Origin of the sequence: Pseudomonas sp. B21-031, assembly GCF_024748985.1 — a bacterium.
Taxonomy (GTDB): Bacteria; Pseudomonadota; Gammaproteobacteria; order Pseudomonadales; family Pseudomonadaceae; genus Aquipseudomonas; species Aquipseudomonas kermanshahensis.
Genome location: NZ_CP087181.1, coordinates 2,807,762 through 2,826,516, shown reverse-complemented (window position 1 = coordinate 2,826,516; position 18,755 = coordinate 2,807,762). Strand labels below are relative to the sequence as shown.

Annotated in this window: 17 protein-coding genes and 2 pseudogenes; 13 read left to right on the top strand and 6 right to left on the bottom strand. The window is 62.4% G+C overall.

Going from position 1 to position 18,755, the window contains the following annotated elements; translation table 11 throughout:
- Positions 1-34: 34 nt before the first annotated feature.
- A complete protein-coding gene (locus LOY53_RS12535; protein WP_252824063.1) occupies positions 35-787 on the bottom strand; it encodes an SDR family NAD(P)-dependent oxidoreductase in 753 nt (250 codons plus the stop codon).
- A 102-nt stretch (positions 788-889) separates the two neighbouring features.
- On the opposite strand from LOY53_RS12535, the gene LOY53_RS12530 reads away from it, so the two are divergent.
- Positions 890-1,813 carry a LysR family transcriptional regulator gene (locus tag LOY53_RS12530; protein WP_085272891.1) on the top strand — a complete coding sequence of 308 codons (924 nt, stop codon included), beginning with the start codon at positions 890-892 and terminating at the stop codon, positions 1,811-1,813.
- A 7-nt stretch (positions 1,814-1,820) separates the two neighbouring features.
- Here the strand turns inward: LOY53_RS12530 and LOY53_RS12525 are convergent, their stop codons facing one another.
- Positions 1,821-2,093: a PepSY domain-containing protein gene (locus LOY53_RS12525; protein WP_252824061.1), complete on the bottom strand. Its 273-nt coding sequence runs from the start codon at positions 2,091-2,093 to the stop codon at positions 1,821-1,823.
- A gap of 106 nt (positions 2,094-2,199) precedes the next feature.
- On the opposite strand from LOY53_RS12525, the gene LOY53_RS12520 reads away from it, so the two are divergent.
- Together LOY53_RS12520 and LOY53_RS12515 are read left to right on the top strand one after the other, a co-directional pair.
- Positions 2,200-3,135, top strand: a complete 936-nt coding sequence (locus LOY53_RS12520; protein WP_258704101.1) for a LysR family transcriptional regulator — start codon at positions 2,200-2,202, stop codon at positions 3,133-3,135.
- Positions 3,136-3,227: 92 nt separating this feature from the next.
- Positions 3,228-4,427 carry an MFS transporter gene (locus LOY53_RS12515; protein ID WP_252824060.1) on the top strand — a complete coding sequence of 400 codons (1,200 nt, stop codon included), beginning with the start codon at positions 3,228-3,230 and terminating at the stop codon, positions 4,425-4,427.
- On the opposite strand, the gene LOY53_RS12510 is transcribed toward LOY53_RS12515, so the two are convergent.
- A complete protein-coding gene (locus LOY53_RS12510) occupies positions 4,424-5,347 on the bottom strand; it encodes a LysR family transcriptional regulator (protein ID WP_027593329.1) in 924 nt (307 codons plus the stop codon). The genes LOY53_RS12515 and LOY53_RS12510 overlap by 4 nt on opposite strands.
- Before the next feature lie 190 nt (positions 5,348-5,537).
- Between LOY53_RS12510 and LOY53_RS12505 the strand changes: the two are divergent.
- The 10 genes and pseudogenes from LOY53_RS12505 to LOY53_RS12460 all read left to right on the top strand — a co-directional run bounded on the left by LOY53_RS12505 (position 5,538) and on the right by LOY53_RS12460 (position 15,046).
- Positions 5,538-6,904, top strand: a pseudogene (locus tag LOY53_RS12505) (MFS family transporter).
- A gap of 201 nt (positions 6,905-7,105) precedes the next feature.
- A complete protein-coding gene (locus LOY53_RS12500; RefSeq protein ID WP_027593331.1) occupies positions 7,106-7,636 on the top strand; it encodes a thiamine pyrophosphate-binding protein in 531 nt (176 codons plus the stop codon).
- Positions 7,624-8,220, top strand: coding sequence for a thiamine pyrophosphate-dependent enzyme (locus LOY53_RS12495; protein ID WP_252824058.1), 597 nt, complete (start codon positions 7,624-7,626; stop codon positions 8,218-8,220). The genes LOY53_RS12500 and LOY53_RS12495 overlap by 13 nt, the downstream gene beginning before the upstream one ends.
- 69 nt (positions 8,221-8,289) lie before the next feature.
- Entirely contained in the window at positions 8,290-9,453 is a 1,164-nt protein-coding gene (locus LOY53_RS12490; protein ID WP_252824056.1) for an acyl-CoA dehydrogenase family protein, read from the top strand.
- A 63-nt stretch (positions 9,454-9,516) separates the two neighbouring features.
- Positions 9,517-10,719: a CaiB/BaiF CoA-transferase family protein gene (locus tag LOY53_RS12485; RefSeq protein ID WP_027593334.1), complete on the top strand. Its 1,203-nt coding sequence runs from the start codon at positions 9,517-9,519 to the stop codon at positions 10,717-10,719.
- A gap of 40 nt (positions 10,720-10,759) precedes the next feature.
- Positions 10,760-11,602 (top strand): MaoC family dehydratase N-terminal domain-containing protein, encoded by an 843-nt coding sequence (locus LOY53_RS12480; protein ID WP_085272895.1) that lies wholly within the window; start codon positions 10,760-10,762, stop codon positions 11,600-11,602.
- Complete coding sequence (locus LOY53_RS12475) at positions 11,599-12,423, top strand: CoA ester lyase (protein WP_252824055.1); 825 nt, start codon at positions 11,599-11,601, stop codon at positions 12,421-12,423. The genes LOY53_RS12480 and LOY53_RS12475 overlap by 4 nt, the downstream gene beginning before the upstream one ends.
- A gap of 2 nt (positions 12,424-12,425) precedes the next feature.
- Entirely contained in the window at positions 12,426-13,046 is a 621-nt protein-coding gene (locus LOY53_RS12470; protein WP_099454225.1) for a TetR/AcrR family transcriptional regulator, read from the top strand.
- 37 nt (positions 13,047-13,083) lie between these two features.
- Positions 13,084-13,934, top strand: a pseudogene (locus LOY53_RS12465) (LysR family transcriptional regulator).
- A 116-nt stretch (positions 13,935-14,050) separates the two neighbouring features.
- Positions 14,051-15,046 (top strand): aldo/keto reductase, encoded by a 996-nt coding sequence (locus tag LOY53_RS12460; RefSeq protein WP_252824051.1) that lies wholly within the window; start codon positions 14,051-14,053, stop codon positions 15,044-15,046.
- Between the two features lie 278 nt (positions 15,047-15,324).
- On the opposite strand, the gene LOY53_RS12455 is transcribed toward LOY53_RS12460, so the two are convergent.
- The 3 genes from LOY53_RS12455 to LOY53_RS12445 form a co-directional block, all read right to left on the bottom strand.
- Positions 15,325-16,773, bottom strand: coding sequence for a sodium:alanine symporter family protein (locus LOY53_RS12455; protein ID WP_258704099.1), 1,449 nt, complete (start codon positions 16,771-16,773; stop codon positions 15,325-15,327).
- A gap of 130 nt (positions 16,774-16,903) precedes the next feature.
- Positions 16,904-17,719, bottom strand: a complete 816-nt coding sequence (locus tag LOY53_RS12450) for an alpha/beta fold hydrolase (RefSeq protein WP_258704098.1) — start codon at positions 17,717-17,719, stop codon at positions 16,904-16,906.
- A gap of 93 nt (positions 17,720-17,812) precedes the next feature.
- Entirely contained in the window at positions 17,813-18,709 is an 897-nt protein-coding gene (locus tag LOY53_RS12445; protein ID WP_252824046.1) for a LysR family transcriptional regulator, read from the bottom strand.
- Positions 18,710-18,755 lie beyond the last annotated feature (46 nt).

The following is an 18,755-nucleotide window of genomic DNA, read 5'->3' as shown; positions in this document are numbered from 1 at the left end:
ATCGTCCGCTGCCTACCCTGCCCAGGCTCACGCTCTAGATCTGAGCCTGACCGCCATCGACAAACAGCTCGGCGCCATTGACGAAACTTGAGTCATCGCTCGCCAGGAAGACGGCGGCATTGGCGATTTCCACAGGCTCACCGACACGTCCCAGCGGCACCTGGCCGGCCAGGTAGTCCAGCAACCCCTGCTGTTGCTCTGCATCGGGGCCAGCCAGGTCAACAAGGCCTGGGGTTCGCGTGGCACCTGGGCTGAGGGTGTTGACCCTGACCCCGCGGTCCTTCAGGTCGAGGATCCAGCTGCGTGCGAATGCCCGAACGGCGGCCTTGGACGCCGAGTACACGCTGAATGCCGCAGTCCCGGAGCTACCGGCGGTAGAGCCCGTAAGAATGATGGAGGCGTTCGGCGCCAGCAACGGCAACGCTTTCTGCACTGTGAACAGCACACCTTTGACGTTGCGGTCGAACGTATCGTCGTAATGGGCCTCGGTGATGTCTCCCAAGGGGAGCATCGAACCGCCACCCGCGTTGGCGAACAGCACATCCAGACGCCCCTGTTGCTGGCCGATTTGGGCATACAGAGCGTCCAACTGGTCCAGCCGGGTCGAATCGACGGCGATGCCGGTGGCGTTACCGACCAGCGCTACGGCCTTGTCCAGCTCGCTCTGGCGGCGGCCGGTGATGTACACATGGGCGCCCTCCTCTGCAAAACGTTTGGCGGTGGCCAGGCCGATACCGGTGGTGCCGCCGGTTACCAGTGCGATCTTGCCTTCAAGTTTGTTGCTCATGGTGTTTCTCCCGAGGGGTAGTGTTGGGGTATGGGAGAAGCTTATCGACGCACCGGTATTTTCAAAATAGAATCATTTGAAACTCATCATTGCAGAAATGAAATGGCAAGAATTCCCGATTTCGAAGGGCTGGCAATGTTCGCCAAAGTGGCGGAAGAAGGTTCCTACGCAGCGGCAGCGCGCGCCATGGGCGTGTCGGTACCGACGGTATCGCGTGCGGTGGCGCGTCTGGAGGCACGCTTGGGCGGTCGTCTGTTCAATCGCACGTCACGCCAGCTTTGCGTCACCGAGTTCGGCCAGCGCATGGTCGAACAGGCCAGCGCGTTGTACCGTCAGGCAGAAGAGATGGAAAGCGCCGCCCAGGAGATGTCGGTGCAGCCACGGGGCTTGGTGCGCCTGGCGGTGCCTATGTCATTCGGCTTGCGCTGGGTGGCGCCGCTGCTGCCCGCGTTGATGGCCAGGTACCCCCAGTTGGAGCTCGACCTTCACTTGTCAGATTCGACAGTCGATCTGGTGGCCGAGGGGTTCGATGCGGCACTGCGCATTGCCGCACTGCCGGATTCGTCCTTGGTGGCGAGACGTATCTGTGCGGTCACGCAATACCTGGTAGCCGCGCCGTCATACCTTGCTCGTCATGGGCGCCCTGAGCACCCGCGCGACCTGGTTGACCATGCCTGCATGAGCTACGCCTACCGCGCCCGCAGCCAGGTTTGGCGGTTCACCCACAGTGACGGCACCGAACAAGACGTCGTGCCGCGGGGGCCCCTGCGTGTGACCAATTCGGATGCGTTGGTAGCGCCGTTGCTGGAGGGCTTGGCGATCGCCGAATTACCGGATTTCATCGCCTCCGAATACTTGGCGGACGGCCGCCTTGAGCACCTGCTGCCAACGTGGAGCATGACCCAAGGCGGCTTGTATTTCGTCACACCTTCAGCCCGAAGCCGGCCGCGAAAGGTGCAGGCTTTGGCTGATTTTTTCATCGAGCGGCTGGCCGGGTCACAATGGCTGACGCCAAACGTGACCTGACGGTGGCTCAATTATCCAGTTCATCCTTGGTGATGTTGCCGGAGTGTGGGTCAACGTGGAATTCGTACTGCTTGCCATCGGCCTTGATGCCCTCGCCTTCCCAGTGGCCGTCATCCGCTTCGATCTTGGTGATCTGGGTGTAGCCGGCGCCTTTGAGCACCGTCTCGGCCTGGTCTTTGTTCACCTTCCAGTCGGCACCTGGTTGGTCAGCCCACGCGGCACTAGCGCCCAGTGCGCCAGCCAGTGCCAACCCCGTCAATACGCGCGTCATGGTTTTCATCGTCAACATCCTTTTTGCCTGAGTTAAAGGATGCGACCTGGGCGCTGTCGTTTCGGTTCAATCATCGTTACGCTTGCAGCCACGTTCATTACACAAAGGGTTGACGGTGCACTCCTCCGAGCGTTTGAAGGGCATTGACGTTTTTGTCTGCGTGGCAGACCTCGGCAGTTTTGCCGCGGCGGCGCAGCGCCTGAACCTGACCAGCTCGGCTGTCAGCAAAGGTGTCGCGCGGCTGGAAGCTCGCCTGGGCTTACGCCTGTTCGAGCGCACGACCCGTCGGCTTGCCCTGACCGACGCGGGGCAAACGTTCTACAAGACCTGCTCACGCGTGCTGGCCGACCTCGAAGCATCGGAATTGGCCCTGCATGAAGACTACTTCGAGCCACGGGGTCGGGTGCGCATCGACCTGCCCGCAGCGTATGGGCGGCTGCACGTCTTGCCGGTCATTCTCGACTACCTCAAACGCCATCCCCAGTTGCAGCCACACGTGTCCTTTACCGACAGCTTCGTCAACCCGACCGAGCAGGGTATCGATATCGTGGTACGTATCGGCGGCCCGGACGTTTGGCCGGAGGACCTGGGGCACCAGTTCATCGGTGCGCAACGGTTCATCTTCTGTGCCTCACCGGCCTACTTGGAAGCCCGTGGCACACCGCTCGATGAGACGGACCTGCAAGCCCATGACTGTGTGGTTTACGGGCAGCCCGACGGGGTGGGCAGCCCCTGGCACATGACCGGCATGCAGCCGGGTGAAATGGAGCGGCGCTTCATGCCGGCGCGGCTTGCCATCGGCGATGGCGAAGGCGTCGTACAGGCTGTCGTGCAGGGGTTGGGGATCACTCAGGTGCCCACCTGGCTGGTCAATCAACAGCTGGAAAGTGGGGCGTTGATTGAAGTGTTGCCACACCTGGCGACAGATGGGCTGCCGATGAACGTGGTGTGGCTCAAAAAACGCGAGGCCCTCCCCCGCGTCAGGGCGTTGCTGGATGTGCTGCTGAACGCACTGCGAAAAGACGGCCACCGCCTCGCGCCCTACGATTAGTGAATAAAATTCGCGCTCCATCTGAAATATTGCCCGTAATAGGCTTTTTAAGAATCAATACAATGGCAGTCCCCGATTGAGGAATTGCCTGCATGACTGCTGTTGAACGCCCACCCGTGGGCTTGGCGACCGACCGACGCGCGACCTTGGGGACCTTGGTCCTCGCCGCCTCCGCCTTTTTGATTGTTACTACCGAGTTCTTGATGGTCGGCCTGCTGCCCGGGCTGGCACGCGACCTTGATGTCTCGATTTCGACTGCCGGGCAGTTGATCACCCTGTTTGCCTTCACCGTCATGCTGGCGGGCCCGCCGTTGACGGCGGCACTTGCCCACCTCGACAGGCGCAAGCTGTTCGCGGCCATCCTCGCCTTGTTCGCGGCGTCCAATGCGTTGGCTGCCCTTGCACCAAACATCGGGGTCTTGGCAGTGGCGCGTTTCCTGCCCGCCCTGGCACTGCCTGTCTTTTGGGGTACAGCCAGCGAAACGGCCGCCAGCATGGTCAGCCCCGATCGCCAAGGGCAGGCCGTCGCGCGGGTCTACCTCGGCATCTCAGCTGCGCTGTTGCTGGGCATTCCATTAGGGACGTTGGCGGCTGACGCCATAGGCTGGCGCGGCGCTTTCTGGATATTGTCTGCTGCTTCGGCGGCCATGGCCTTTGCCGTGCTCACATGGATGCCCGCGGTTGCGCGCCTGCCCAGGGTCAATTTGCGCCACCAGGCGCGGATCTTCCGTGAACCCAACTTCCTCGCCAATGTGGCGCTGTCGATCATGGTGTTCACCGCCATGTTCATTGCCTACACCTACCTGGCCGACATGCTCGAGCGTACCGCAGGTGTTGCAACTGCGGATGTCGGCTGGTGGCTGATGGGCTTCGGTGCCATTGGTTTGCTGGGCAACTGGCTGGGGGGGCGAGCTGTCAGGCATTCGCCGATCAAGGCCACTGCGCTGTTTCTTGTGTTGCTGGCGATGGGCATGGCGGCCTTCAGCCCACTGGCCTCTGCGCCTGTAACGCTCTGGGGCGCACTGGCACTGTGGGGCATCGCCAATACGGCGCTCTACCCCATCTGCCAGGTGCGCGTGATGCATTCGGTGGCGCACTCTCAGGCTCTGGCTGGCACCACCAACGTGTCTGCCGCCAATGCCGGTATTGGCTTGGGCGCGCTGTTGGGTGGGCTGGTCATCCCAACATTCGGGGTATCGACGCTGGGCTATGTGGCCGCAGGGGTGGCGCTGTTGGCGTTGCTGTGTGTGCCCGCCGTGGCGCGGCTGCAGCGTCAGGCACCCAGCGCTTAAAGCATGTGCCCCGCCCAGATGCCCTGCGCTACCAGCTCTGAAGCAAGCTCGACGAAGGTTTCACCCACATAGCGCGTGGCTGGGCTGACATGCCTGTCCGCAGGCGACACCATGACCAGCTTGCGCATCGGAGTCGGCTCGATCAGTGGCGCTGCACACAAGGTGCCATTCTGCAGGTGGGTGTAGATCGAGGCCAAGGGCAGCGCGGTCAAGCCGAAGCCATGACGCACCAGGTCGATCATCGCCCCGAACGAATCGGCCTCGACGTTGGCGGCAATCTTGAAGCCGACGTCTGCGGCGCAGTGGTCCATGATCTTGCGCAAGCCATGGCGCGGGCTGGGCAGCACCAACTGCTGCTGGGCCAGGGTTGCGAAGTTGACCGGGTTGTCCCACGCCAAGCCTGCGCTGGGCGGCCCGACCAATACCAGGTTCTCCATCATCACCGGCACGATGCGCAAAGTGTGCAGCGGCTCCAGGTCATAAGAGATCGCCAGCTCCAGTTCGCCACGCTGAATCCAGTCCACCAGGTAACCGCTGAAGGCCGACGAGAAACGGATCGACAAGTCCGGGTGGGCTTCGCGGATCCGGGTCACCAGGGGCACGGTGACGATTTCCGCGATGGTCGGTGTGGTGCCGATCGCCACGGCCCCGCGAAACGATGCATGCCCGCCCACTACCGAACTGCGAATGGCCTCCAGTTCATCCATGATCCGCGTGGCGTGCTGCAGCACTTCGCTGCCGGCGTCGGTGATGATCATGCCGCGGCCATGGCGCTCGAACAGGTAGACCCCAAGCTCCTTTTCCAGTTGCCGGATCTGCCGGCTCAAGGCGGGCTGTGCAATGTGCAGCCTGTCGGACGCCTTACTGAGGCTGCCAAGCTCGGCAACATGGATCAGGGTTTTCAGTTGAACGACGTCCATCGGCAGGCCCGTGTCGAGGCAGAAGGTAACTGGCAGTCTAAACAGCACACCTGTCAGGAGCTATAGAATTTCAGCATATCAGTTAGTCAGCTAGTCCCCTTATTGACGGGCCCACTCTGGAGTAGCGTGAAAACAGGGTCGATCACCGATCGGACGCCCGCTACAAGAATAAGACCAGAGGCTGACTACCATGCCAACTCCCCGCTCCAGCACCACCCTCGTTGAAGATGCCCCCGCCCGCCAACCCAATCGTGTCAGAGCGATCATGGGGCCTGCTCCGGCAACCTGGTCGAGTGGTATGACTTTTTCATCTACGCCTATACGGCAATCTACTTCGCGGCGTCGTTCTTCCCCAAAGGCGATACCACCACGCAGTTGCTGGCCACTGCGGGTGTGTTCGCCGTCGGTTTCTTCATGCGGCCCCTGGGTGGGTGGATTTTCGGCTGGCTGGCCGACACCCGTGGGCGCAAGGTGTCGATGATTATCTCGGTGTTCATGATGTGCGCCGGGTCACTGCTGATCGCGGTGATGCCGACCTATGAAACGGTAGGTATCGCCGCACCGATCATGCTAGTCGTTGCACGGCTGATACAGGGGCTCTCGGTGGGTGCCGAATACGGTACCGGCGCAACCTACATCAGCGAAATCGCAACACCAGGCCGGCGTTGCTTCTATGGCTCGTTCCAGTACTTCACCATCATCGCCGGGCAATTGCTGGCCCTGTTCACCGTAGTCATCCTGCAGCAGACGCTCAGCGATGAGCAGTTGCGCGAATGGGGCTGGCGGATTCCGTTTTTCATTGGTGCCATCAGCGCCGTGGTTGTCGTGTACCTGCGCCGCTCGATGCACGAAACCGCCTCGAAAAAGGACATGCACCGCGAGGGTGCCGGGTCGTTGCGCGGCATGTTCAAGCACAAGCGTGCCGTCGGGCTGGTGATCGCCTTTACCATCGGTGGGTCGCTGTACTTCTATACCTTCACCACCTACATGCAGAAGTTTCTGGTGATATCGGCAGGCTTCGACGCGGCCACGGTGAGTTTCATCATGACCTCGGCGCTGATCGGCTTCATGCTTTGCCAGCCGCTGTTCGGCCTGATGGCCGACCGGCTCGGGATCAGGACGCACATGCTGATGTTCTCGAGCCTGGGCGTGTTGCTGGTGATCCCGCTGCTGTTCGCCATCAAGCATACCCACAACCCCTTCATGGCCTTTGCGCTGGTCTTCGGCGGGCTGGTCATCGCCTCGCTCTACACCCCGATCGCAGGCATCGTCAAAGCCGAATTGTTCCCCCCCGCAGTGCGTGCGCTGGGGGTCGGGTTCCCGTATGCCATCGGTAATGCGGCGTTTGGCGGGACCGCTGAATATGTCGCGCTGTCGTTCAGGGCCGAAGGGGCCGAGGACTACTTCTTCTTCTACGTGGCCGCCGTCCTGTGCGTGACCTTCATCGCATCGATGCTAATGCCCAACCTGACGCGGCATGGGTACATCAGTGGCGATGGCAGGGTCGAGGAGAATACCGGCATGCCGGCCAGCAAGGTGCAGACCGCCAAGGCCTGACCTCGCCAACATTGCCCCTTTATTGACCCGCGCGGCCCTGATGGCTTCCCCGAGGAAGCCACCAGGGCCGCTTCGTTTCGCTTGGCCGGCCACTCCGCGAGCTATGCCATGCCGGCATATCTCAAAGAGAAAAACGGTAGTCGTCGGTACCCCGCGTTGCCTGCATGATGAGGCAAAACAAGAGCAGCACTGGAGACAACCATGTCATCGCAAGAAGCTGAACAAAGCTGGCAAGAAGACGTTTTCCGCGTCCTCAAGGCCCACGACGTCAAGCATGTCGTGTTCGTTCCGGACGCCGGCCATTCGGCCGCGATCCGCATGTCGTACCAGGACCCTGATATCAAGGCCGTCGTCCTCACCACCGAGGAAGAAGGCATTGGTTATCTGGCCGGCGCCTGGCTGGGCGGCGAACGCGGTGCACTGTTGATGCAGTCCAGCGGCGTTGGTAACTGCATCAACACCCTGGCCCTGCAGAACTGCGCGGGTTTCCCCCTGCTGATGGTGGTGACCATGCGCGGTGACTGGGCCGAGTTCAACGCTTGGCAAAACCCCATGGGCCAGGCCACCGAGGCCTCGCTGCAACTGATGAAGGTCATGACCTGGCGTGCCGATGTGCCAGAAGACGTTGCGCCACTGCTGCATGGCGCCGCCACCATGGCCTTCAATGGTGATTCCGCCACTGCCTTGCTGCTCGGACAGCGCCTGATCGGAGAAAAGAAATGGGTCAAGTAAGCGCCAACCACACGCTGTGCCGCCGTGAGGTGGTGCGTACCCTGCTCGCTGATCGCCAGGATGTACTGGTCGTGACCGGCCTGGGTTCGGCGTCTTACGACGTCATGGCTGCCGGTGACCACGATGGCAACTATTACCTCTGGGCCGCCATGGGCAGTGCCATCACCGTAGGCCTGGGCCTGGCCAACGCGCAACCCGACAAGTCGGTGGTGGTCATCACCGGTGACGGCGAGTTGCTGATGGGCTTCGGCGCGCTGGCTACTGTCTCCCTGCAAAAGCCTGCCAACCTCACCATAGTGGTGCTGGACAACGGCCACTTCGGCGAGACCGGCATGCAGGTCAGCCACGCCGGTTTCGGCATCAAGCTCGACCAGGTTGCCCAAACCTGCGGCTTCAGCTGGACCCGCGAGATTCGCGACATGGAAGGCGTGCATGACCTGCGCGAACGCTTCGCCAGCCGCGAAGGTGTGAAGCTGGCTACCGTCAAGATCAAGGCCGAGAACCCACCGCGCGTGCTGCCGCCGCGTGACGGCCACTACATCAAGAACCGCTTCCGTGCTGCCCTGGGCTTCCAGCCTCTCTGACTGTGTCAGGCGCAGGTTGGCAACCGAGCCACGACAAGGCTGCCAGCCTGCGCCGCCTGGAGAACAATAATGAGCGACTACGACAACGAAGAACTCAACGCCATCCGCGAGGGCGTGCGTGCCCTGTGTGGTGATTTCCCTGCCGAATACTGGCGCAAGATCGACGAAGAAAAGGGCTTTCCGGAGGCCTTCGTCAAGGCCATGACCGATGCGGGCTGGCTTTCGGCGATGATTCCGGAAGAGTACGGTGGCTCCGGGCTGGGTCTGGCCGAGGCCTCGGTGATTCTTGAGGAAGTCAACCGTTGCGGCGGTAACTCCGGCACCATTCACGGCCAGATGTACAACATGTTCACGCTGCTGCGGAACGGCAGCGAAGAACAAAAAGGCTATTACCTGCCAAAACTCGCCAGTGGCGAACTGCGCCTGCAGTCGATGGGGGTCACCGAGCCCACCACCGGCACCGACACCACCAAGATCAAGACCACTGCCGTGCGCAAGGGCGACAAGTACATCATCAACGGTCAGAAGGTCTGGATTTCGCGCGTCCAGCACTCCGACCTGATGATCCTGCTGGCCCGTACCACACCGCTGGCAGAGGTGAAGAAAAAATCCGAAGGCATGTCGATTTTCCTCGTCGACCTGCGCGAAGCCATCGGCAACGGCCTGACCGTGCAGCCCATCGCCAACATGGTCAACCATGAGACCAACGAGCTGTTCTTCGACAACCTGGAAATCCCTGCCAGCAGCCTGATTGGCGAAGAAGGCAAAGGCTTCCGCTACATCCTCGACGGCCTCAACGCCGAGCGCACGCTGATCGCCGCCGAGTGCATCGGCGATGGCCGCTGGTTCATCGAAAAGTCCAGCCAGTACGCCCGCGACCGCGTGGTGTTCGGCCGCCCAATCGGGCAGAACCAGGGCGTGCAGTTCCCGATCGCCGAAGCGCACATAGAGATCGAAGCAGCCGACCTGATGCGCTGGCGTGCCTGTGCCGAATACGACAGCGGCAAGAACGCCGGCGCCGCGGCCAACATGGCCAAGTACCTGGCGGCGAAGGCCAGTTGGGAAGCCGCCAACGCCTGCCTGCAAACCCACGGCGGTTTCGGCTTTGCCAACGAATACGACGTCGAGCGCAAGTTCCGTGAGACGCGCCTGTACCAGGTGGCCCCGATCTCGACCAACCTGATCCTGTCGTACGTCGCCGAGCACCTGCTGGAATTGCCACGCTCGTTCTGACCGATGCCGCCCCTGGTCGCCAAGGCGCCAAGGGGCCCTGCCATGACAAGAGAGATAACCATCATGAGCCAGCCTACGGCAATCCGCCCGCTAGACGGCATCACCGTCATCAGCCTCGAACATGCCATTGCTGCGCCCTTCTGCACCCGTCAACTGGCGGACCTTGGCGCCCGCGTGATCAAGGTCGAACGGCCGGGGGTCGGTGACTTTGCGCGGGGCTACGATCAACGGGTCAACGGCCTGGCTTCGCACTTCGTCTGGACTAACCGCTCGAAAGAAAGCCTCGCTCTGGACCTCAAGCAGGACATCGCCGGCGACATTCTCGACCAGCTTCTGGAGCAGGCCGACGTGTTGGTGCAAAACCTGGCGCCGGGCGCCGCTGCGCGCCTGGGGCTGTCGTTCGAGGCACTGCATGCGCGGTTCCCCACGCTGATCGTCTGCGACATTTCGGGCTACGGCGCGGGCGGCCCTTTTGAACAGAAAAAGGCCTACGACTTGCTGATTCAGAGCGAAGGCGGCTTTTTATCGGTAACCGGCGGCCCGGGTGACGAGCAGATGGCCAAGGCGGGCAACTCGATTGCCGACATCGCGGCCGGCATGTACGCCTACACCGGCGTGTTGTCGGCCCTGCTGCTGCGTGGCCGCACCGGCGAAGGCAGCCATGTGGAGGTGTCGATGCTGGAAAGCCTGGTGGAGTGGATGAACTACCCGCTGTACTACGCCTACGAAGGCGCGACCCCGCCGCCACGCGCCGGCGCGGCGCACGCGACCATCTACCCATACGGCCCCTTCCCCACCGGCGATGGCAATACCGTAATGCTCGGTTTGCAGAACGAGCGCGAATGGCGCCTGTTCTGTGAGCAGGTGCTGCTGCAACCCGCGCTGGCCGACGATGCGCGGTTCTCTGCCAACTACCTGCGGGTGGCCAATCGTGAGGCTTTGCGTGCGTTGATCATTGAGGCGTTCGCCGCCCTGGACTTGGACACGGTGGTTGCGCGCCTTGATAGCGCCAGCATTGCCAACGCACGGGTCAACGACATGCAGGGGGTGTGGCAGCACCCGCAGTTACAAGCCCGCGACCGTTGGCGCCAGGTAGCCACGGCAAACGGCAGCATACCCAGCCTGCTGCCCCCGGCCAGCAGCAATGCCTACCGCCCACGCATGGACCCAGTGCCAGCCTTGGGGGAGCACAGCGAATGCATCCTCGCCCAGCTTGGGCTGTCTGCCGAACGTATACAGGAACTGCGCCGCGATGGGGTCATCTGACCGCTTCAGGCACAGCGTTGAATGATCGAGGACCACGACAATGACAACACACGACCTCAGCCGCTGGATTGGCCGTAGCGAAACCAGCCACGATCGCATCACCCACAACCTGGTCAAGCGCCTCGCGGCGACCCTTAGCGAGCCCGCACCCTCGGCGGGAGAACCCCTACCCTTGCTCTGGCACTGGGCGTTCTTCCAGGACCCCGTCGAGGCCACCGGGCTGGGCGCCGATGGCCACCCCGCGCGCGGCGGTTTCTTACCGCCAGCAGACAACCGCAACCGGATGTGGGCCGGCAGCCGCCTGACCTTCATCAGCCCTTTACAGGTGGAAGCGCAGGTAGCACGCCACTCGACGATTCTCAACGTCGAAGAAAAACAGGGCCGCACCGGGTCGCTGCTGTTTGTCACGGTCAGGCACGTGTATGTCCAGGATGGCCATGAAGCGCTGATCGAAGAACAGGACATCGTCTACCGCGAGCCCACCCCACCCAAGCTTGGCGGTACCGAGCCGGCACCCGCCGGCGCTTGGCAGGAGACCGTGACGCCCGACGCAACCCTGTTGTTCCGCTACTCGGCCGTCACCTTCAATGGCCATCGCATCCACTATGACTGGCCCTATGTCACTGACACCGAAGGCTACCCGGGGCTGGTGGTGCACGGGCCCTTGATTGCCACGCTCAATCTGCGCGCCTTTGCCCGTGCCAACCCCGCCGCCCAGATACGCCGATTCAGCTTCCGCGGCTTGCGGCCGTTGATTTCGCCGAACACCTTCGAGGTGGGTGGGCGCCTGCTCGAACGCGGCAAGGCGCAGCTTTGGGCAACCGCCGAAGCGGGCATGGCGCAAACCGCAGAAGTCGAATTCAGCCTGGAGGCCAGCCAATGAGCCAGGCTATCGTGCGCTCTGCCCTGTTCGTCCCCGCCAGCCGCCCGGAACGTATTGCCAAGGCGCTGGCCAGCGGCGCTGATCGGGTGATTGTGGATTTGGAAGACGCCGTTGAAGAAGCGGCGAAGGCGCGGGCGCGGGACAACCTGCAGGCATTTCTGGCCGAGCAGCCCGAGGCCTGCGTGCTGGTGCGGGTCAACGCCCCGCAGCATTGGGCGCACGCGGCTGACCTTGCGCTGTGCCAGCGTCATGCCGGTGTCAGTGGCATCCTGCTGCCCAAGGCCGAAACGGTCGAGCAGGTGCAGCGTGCGCGTGCTACCGGCAAGCCGGTCTGGCCAATTATCGAGAGCGCACGTGGGCTGGTCGCCCTGCCCTTGCTGGCGGCCTGTGAGGGCGTCGAACGCTTGTCCTTTGGCAGCCTCGACCTCGGCCTGGACCTGAACCTGCGCACAACCAGCGAAGCCGCCGAACAGGTGCTCGGGCATGCGCGCTATGCCGTCTTGCTGCACAGCCGCGCTGCCGGCCTTGCGCCGCCGCTCGATGGCGTGCACGCGGCCATTCAGGACGTCGCTGGCCTGCAGCGGCACGTACAGTTCGCTCGCGACATGGGCTTCGGCGGGGCCTTGTGCATTCACCCCAGCCAGGTCAGCGTGATTCATCGCGCCCTGCAACCTTCGCCCGACGAATTGGAATGGGCGCACCGCGTGTTGGCTGCGGCCGAAGGCGGTGCCGGCGTGTTCACCCTGGATGGGCAGATGGTGGATGCGCCGGTGATCCTGCGCGCCCGTGCCCTTGTGCACGCCGCAGGCAAGGGTGAATAGCCATGCCCGACGCCCGTCACGTGCAACATTGCCCCAGCCCTCTGCTCACTGTGGCACAGGGCTTGATGGCAGAAGTCGGCTATGGCGCCATGAGCATGCGCCAGCTCGCGGCCCGGGCTGGCCTGCAGCCGGGCAGCCTTTACCACCACGTTGCGAGCAAACAGGACCTGCTGCTCGATGTATTGCTGGACATTCTCGCCCAGCGCCTCGAAGCCTGGCGCCGAGGGCCCTACACCCGCGACCTGCGCGGCTACCTGCGGTTTCAACTCGCGCGCCAGGCATCGCACCCCTACGAGGCCTTGTTACTGCGCCACGAATCACGCCATGTCGAGCCTGGCCAACGTGGGTGGCTGGAGCAGGCGCTCAATCGTTCACGAGCGCCTTTGTGCCAGATCATCGAACACGGCCAGCAACAGGGGCGTTTCACGGTGGGGGATATCGCCAGCGCAGCCGAGGCGATTCTGGCCTTGATAGACACCGCCGAAGGTATGCGCCGTCGGCCAATGCCGGTGGATGACGCGAAAATCGAGGCCTGGGTGATACAGATGAGCCATGCGCTGCTGTCAGCATGCCCGCCTGCGAAACGACCGGCACGCGCCGCCCGGCTGACGGGAGCCGCCTGAAACCGCGTATCATCGGGCCTCACACCAGAGGCCTGTCATGTTTGATTGGGAAGACCTGCGTCATTTTTCTGCATTTATCAGCGCCGGTTCGCTGTCGGCCGCTGCCAAGCGACTGTGCGTTGACCACGCCACCGTGGCGCGGCGGATCAGTTCGCTGGAAGCCTCGCTGCAGTTGAAGCTGGTGGACCGCCGCCCCCGGGCTTACGCCCTGACCGAGCAGGGCGTACGCGTTGGCGAGTTTGCCGAGCAGATGCTGGCATCCTCGTTTGCGCTGGAGCACTTTGCCAGTGCTGACCAACAGGCCGTTGAAGGCGAAGTCGTGATTGCCGCCCCGCCCGCGCTGTTGGGCAGCATGGTGGCGCGTAGGCTAGGCGAACTGTACAAACGTTACCCTGCCTTGCAACTCACCTTGGTCGGCAGCAAGTCGCGCGCGTCGCTGGCCCGCCGCGAGGCGGACGTGGCAATCGCCTTGGCCAGGCCCACCGAACCAACCCTGGTGGCCAGCCTGCTCGGGCATCTCGAATACAGGCTGTACGCATCGGCGGCCTACGTGCGCCGACGCGAACCGCACCTGTACATCGGCTACGACGACTCCCAGGCGAAATCCCCGCAGCAGCGCTGGCTGCTTGAGCAGGCCGCAGGTCGCCCTTTCGCCCTGCACAGCAACGACCTGCGCATCCAAGCCCAGGCTGCAGCCGGTGGCGTAGGGGTTGCCTGCCTGCCCGCCTTCATGGCCGAAGAGTACGGGCTCAAGCAAGCCTGCGAGGACGACAGGTCAATGAGCATCGAAATCTGGCTGGCCGTGCACGAGGACGTGCGCAACACCCCCGCATCAAAGCCGTAACGGATTTTCTGCTCGAACAGGTCAAACCCCTGCTGCGCTTGTGAATTTTTGCAGATATCACCTGCACATCCTGGGAATTTGCACGCTCACGTCGCGCCGCTAACCTTGTTCCATCGCTCGGCTACACACGCTGGGCAATGCTGACCAAGAGGATTCACAGATGCAGTACGTCAAACTCGGCAACACCGGCCTGGACATCTCCCGACTGTGCCTGGGGTGCATGACGTTCGGTGACCCGGATGCCGGTACCCATCCCTGGACCTTGGATGTGCAACAGAGCCGCCCGATCATTCGCCACGCGGTAGAGCAAGGCATCAACTTCTTCGACACAGCCAATAGCTACTCGGCGGGTACATCGGAAGTGATCCTCGGCCAACTGCTGAAGGAATTCACCCGCCGTGAAGACACCGTCATCGCGACCAAGGTCTTCTACCCGGCGAACATGTGGCAAGGCGCAAGCAAGCCGAACGAGCAAGGCCTGTCACGCAAGGCGATCCTCAGCAGCATCGACGCCAGCCTGACCCGCCTGGGCGTGGATTACGTCGACCTCTACCAGGTTCACCGCTGGGATTATCACACGCCGATCGAAGAAACCATGGAAGCCCTGCACGACGTGGTCAAGGCCGGCAAGGCACGCTATGTCGGTGCGTCTTCGATGTATGCCTGGCAGTTCGCCAAAGCCCAGCACGTCGCAGCGACCAATGGCTGGAGCCGGTTTGTGTCGATGCAGAACTACCTCAACCTGCTGTACCGGGAAGAAGAGCGGGAGATGATCCCCCTGTGCCAGGACCAGGGCGTCGGGCTGATGCCCTGGAGCCCGCTGGCCCGTGGCCGGCTGACCCGGCCCAAGGGCCAGGAAACCGCGCGCACGCTCAGCGATGTTTCTGGCAAGTCGTTTTATGAAGGGACGGAAGTCGAGGATGGCCGTGTGATTGATGTGGTCGAGCAGGTTGCCAGCGAGCGTGGCTTACCCATGGCTCAGGTTGCCTTGGCCTGGGTGCTCAGGCAACGCGCCGTGTCGGCGCCGATTATTGGCGCATCGAAGCCTGGGCATCTTGACGATGCCATTGCGGCATTGGGGGTGCAGTTGTCTGATGAAGAGGTTGCGCGGTTGGAAGCACCGTATGTGCCGCATGCGGTTACCGGGTTTAAATAGGGGTTGTAGGCCCTGGTGCAAGGCTGGCGTTTTGTGGGGCTGCGGACATCGAGCGCCGCCCGCGCGGCGCATCGCGAGCAACGCTCGCTCCTACGTTTGTTTCGGGCCAATTATTCCTGGGGCAAACGCACGCGACCGTCTTGGTGCATGGCGCAATATTGCGTCAAACCCACAAGGCGGTCGCGCGCAAACATCACAGGCCTCACTGGCCCGAAACAGATGTGGGAGCAGCCTTGTGCTGCGAAGCGCCGCGCGGGCGGCGCTCGATCTCGCAGGCGCTAAAGAGCTTGAGGCATGCGCGTCGCGCTACGCCCCTCCCCCTCAGCCGCAACCTGATCACCCTCCGGCCAGGCGCGTGGGTCCAGGTCTAGATCGCGGAACTGGCTAGCATCAAATACCGGTATCTGCACCCCGGCCTTGCGCTGCCGGTCATAATCGTCAATCAGGCGCAACACTACCTTGCCCAACAACGCCAGCGCTACTAGGTTGACCAGGGCCAGCAAGGTCATGGTGATGTCGGCAAACGCGAACACCGTGCCCAGGTTCTGCACCGAACCCCACAGAATCAGCAACAGCACCACGCCGCGATACATCAGAATCGGCCACCGTCGGTTACCCGCCAGGTAACGCAAATTGTTTTCGCCCAGGTAGTAGTTGTAAAGAATCGAGGTAAACACGAACAACGCCAGCGCAACGCTGATAAATACGCGCCCCCAGTCGCCCACCACCGCTGCCAGGGCATCCTGGGTCAGCACCAAGCCATCCCCTTCGAAACCAGGCGTGTAGAAGCCCGACAGCAAAATCAGCAACGCCGTGCAGGTACAGATGACGAACGTGTCGAAAAACACACTGAACGCCTGTACCACGCCCTGGGCGGCAGGGTGTTCGACCTTGGCCACCGCCGCGACGTTAGGTGCACTGCCCAGCCCAGCCTCGTTGGCGAACACGCCGCGCTTCACGCCCATGACGATTGCACTGCCCACCAGGCCCGCAAACGCCGGCTCCAGGCCGAAGGCACTTTTGAAGATGGTGGCCAGCATGTCGGGCACGTGCTCGAACTGCAGCACGATCACATAGAGCGTTACCCCGATATAGGCCAGCGTCTTGACCGGCACCAGCAGGTCCGACACGGCGGCGATGCGTTTGATGCCGCCGATGAATACCAACCCAAGCAGGACAGCGATCACGATACCGCTGTGGCCCGTCGAAAAGCCGAAGGCGTTCTGCAACGAATGGGTAACGGCGTGCGATTGCAGCCCGTTGAACGCAAAGCCGAAGGTCACCAGCAGCAGTACCGCCATCAGCTTGGCCAGCCATGGACGCTGCAGGCCATGGTGAATGTAGTACGAAGGGCCGCCGCGATACTGCCCATGCTCGTCGCAGCGCTTGTACAACTGGCCGAGCGAACATTCGAAGAAACTGCTGGCCATGCCCACCAACGCGGTCACCCACATCCAGAACACCGCACCCGGCCCACCTAGGGTCACTGCCAGGCCGACACCGGCAATGTTACCGGCACCTACGCGCCCGGCCAGGCTCAGCATCAGTGCCTGAAACGAGCTGAGCTGCCCGCCGCTCTTGCGCAGGCTGTCCTTGAACACCGCAAACATGTGGAAAAAATAGCGAAACTGCAAAAAACGTGAGCGCCAGGTGAAATAGCTGCCCAACCCTACGATCAGCACAATCAGCACCTTGCCGGATAGAAAACCATTGATGGCTTCAAGCATGGTCAATACCTCTTTGTTTTTATTCGCGGCTTGAAACGGGCACACGGGTGCCCCTGCGCAGCGCCGCGGCCGCACATCGATTCTTTAGGGTGGAAATGGCACCCCCGCGAAGCCGGGGGTGCTGACAGCCTTAGCCGGCGTGACGCGCGTGGAAGCCGGCGATCCGGCGCCACATTTCGATAGGGTTGGAATACATCGGGAAGTGCCCGCACGCGGGGATGCTGGCCAGCTCGACACCCTGCGCCTGGATGTCCGCCAGGTAAGACAGGTGACTGTTCTGCTCGCCATACATGAACATGCGTGGGCACGGCAGGCCGAGGAACTTGCTCATCAGGTCGCCGTGGTCAGATAGCTCTACCATCGAGCTGAAGATCCCCCGCACGGCCTCTGCCCGCACTTTGTAAGGCAGGCTGGCAGCGTACAAGGCACTGGCCGGGTCACTGCTGTGCCGGGTGCGCTCGATGAACGCGTCGAAGAACACCTGCGGGTCGTTGGCCGGGTAGTCATCGATCTGACGGCTGAGGAAGCAGTCTTCCGGGGCGATATTGCCTTCGATGTCGATGAAGCTGATCACCCGCTCGGGGCATTCATGCGCCAGTAGCAACGCCGTCAGGCCGCCCATCGAGTGGCCCACCAGGTGAAAACGCTGAATACCGAAGTGCTCCAGCACCTGCAACGCGGTCGCCAGCAGCAGCGGAATCGAAACACGTGAAAGGTCGCTGCAGTGGCTCTGCCCGCACCCCGGTGCGTCGTAGGCCACGAATGGGCGGCCGGCAAACGCCGGCTGGCGTGTCAGCCCTGCATAGTCTTCCTTGGTCGAGCCGAACCCGTGCAGAAACAGGATCGGCGCCCCACGGCCCTCGCGGTGGACAGTGGACAGTTCAAGGTCGACGCCCTCCACGTTCAAAGGCAGGATGAACTGGCGGAACGATTGGGATTCGGGCACGCCGTAAACTCCTCTTGTAGTTGAGAGGCACACTCTCGACGCCCATCGACGATCTGTAAATTCCTCATCAGCGATCAATTTCATAGGTCAAACCTATGAAATGCGTTCGCTCAGTTGGTTTACCAATGCCTGCACCAGTGGGTTGGCGCGCTCGGCATTCCAGGCGTAGGTGGTGGTCACCACACTCACCTGCTGCGCCAGCGGGCGTATGACCACGTTCGCCGGTGCCAGTTTTTCCATGGCCGCCGGTACCAGGGCGATACCCTGCCCGCAGCTGACGAAGGCTATCTGAGACGCCACTGAACGCACTTCGTGCAGCACCCGGGGCGAAAACCCGTTGGCGCGGCAGGTGGCAATCAGGTTATCGAAGTACAAGGGGCTGACCTTGCGCGCGAACATCACCAGCGGCTCGCTGGCCAGGCTCGCCAGCGCGATCTCGCGATGGTTCGCCAGAGGGTGATCAACCGGCAGTGCCACCATCAGTTGCTCTTCGGTCAACGGGCGCCATTCGATGCCCTTGCCCAAGTCGCCATCCAGCCTCGCGAACGCCAGGTCTATATCGCCCGCCTCCAGCGAAGGCACCGCATCGACACTGTCGATTTCGCGTACCGACACCGTGACCTGAGGGTGGTCCTGCTTGAAGCGCTCGATCACCTCCGGCAGCACGTCGAACATGGCCGACGAGATGGCACCGATGGTGACCATGCCCTGATGGCCCGCCACGGCTTCTTCCACGGCCAGTTCCAGGCGTTCGAGTTGGTCGGCGAACTTGCGCACCGCCGGCAGGATGGCGGCGCCCACCGGGGTCAACGCCGCACCGCGCCGGGAACGGTCGAACAGCTTGACCTTCAATGCCTGCTCAAGGATCTGGATTTGCTCGGTGAGCGGCGGCTGGGTCATGCCCAGGCGTTTGGCGGCCCGCCCAAAGTTCTTTTCCTCAGCAACAGCCAGGAACAGCCAAAGGTGGCGGATAAGGCGAAAATTGATCATGGCGGTTCCATAGGTTGAGCATATGTTTAACATCCTTGATAAGGAA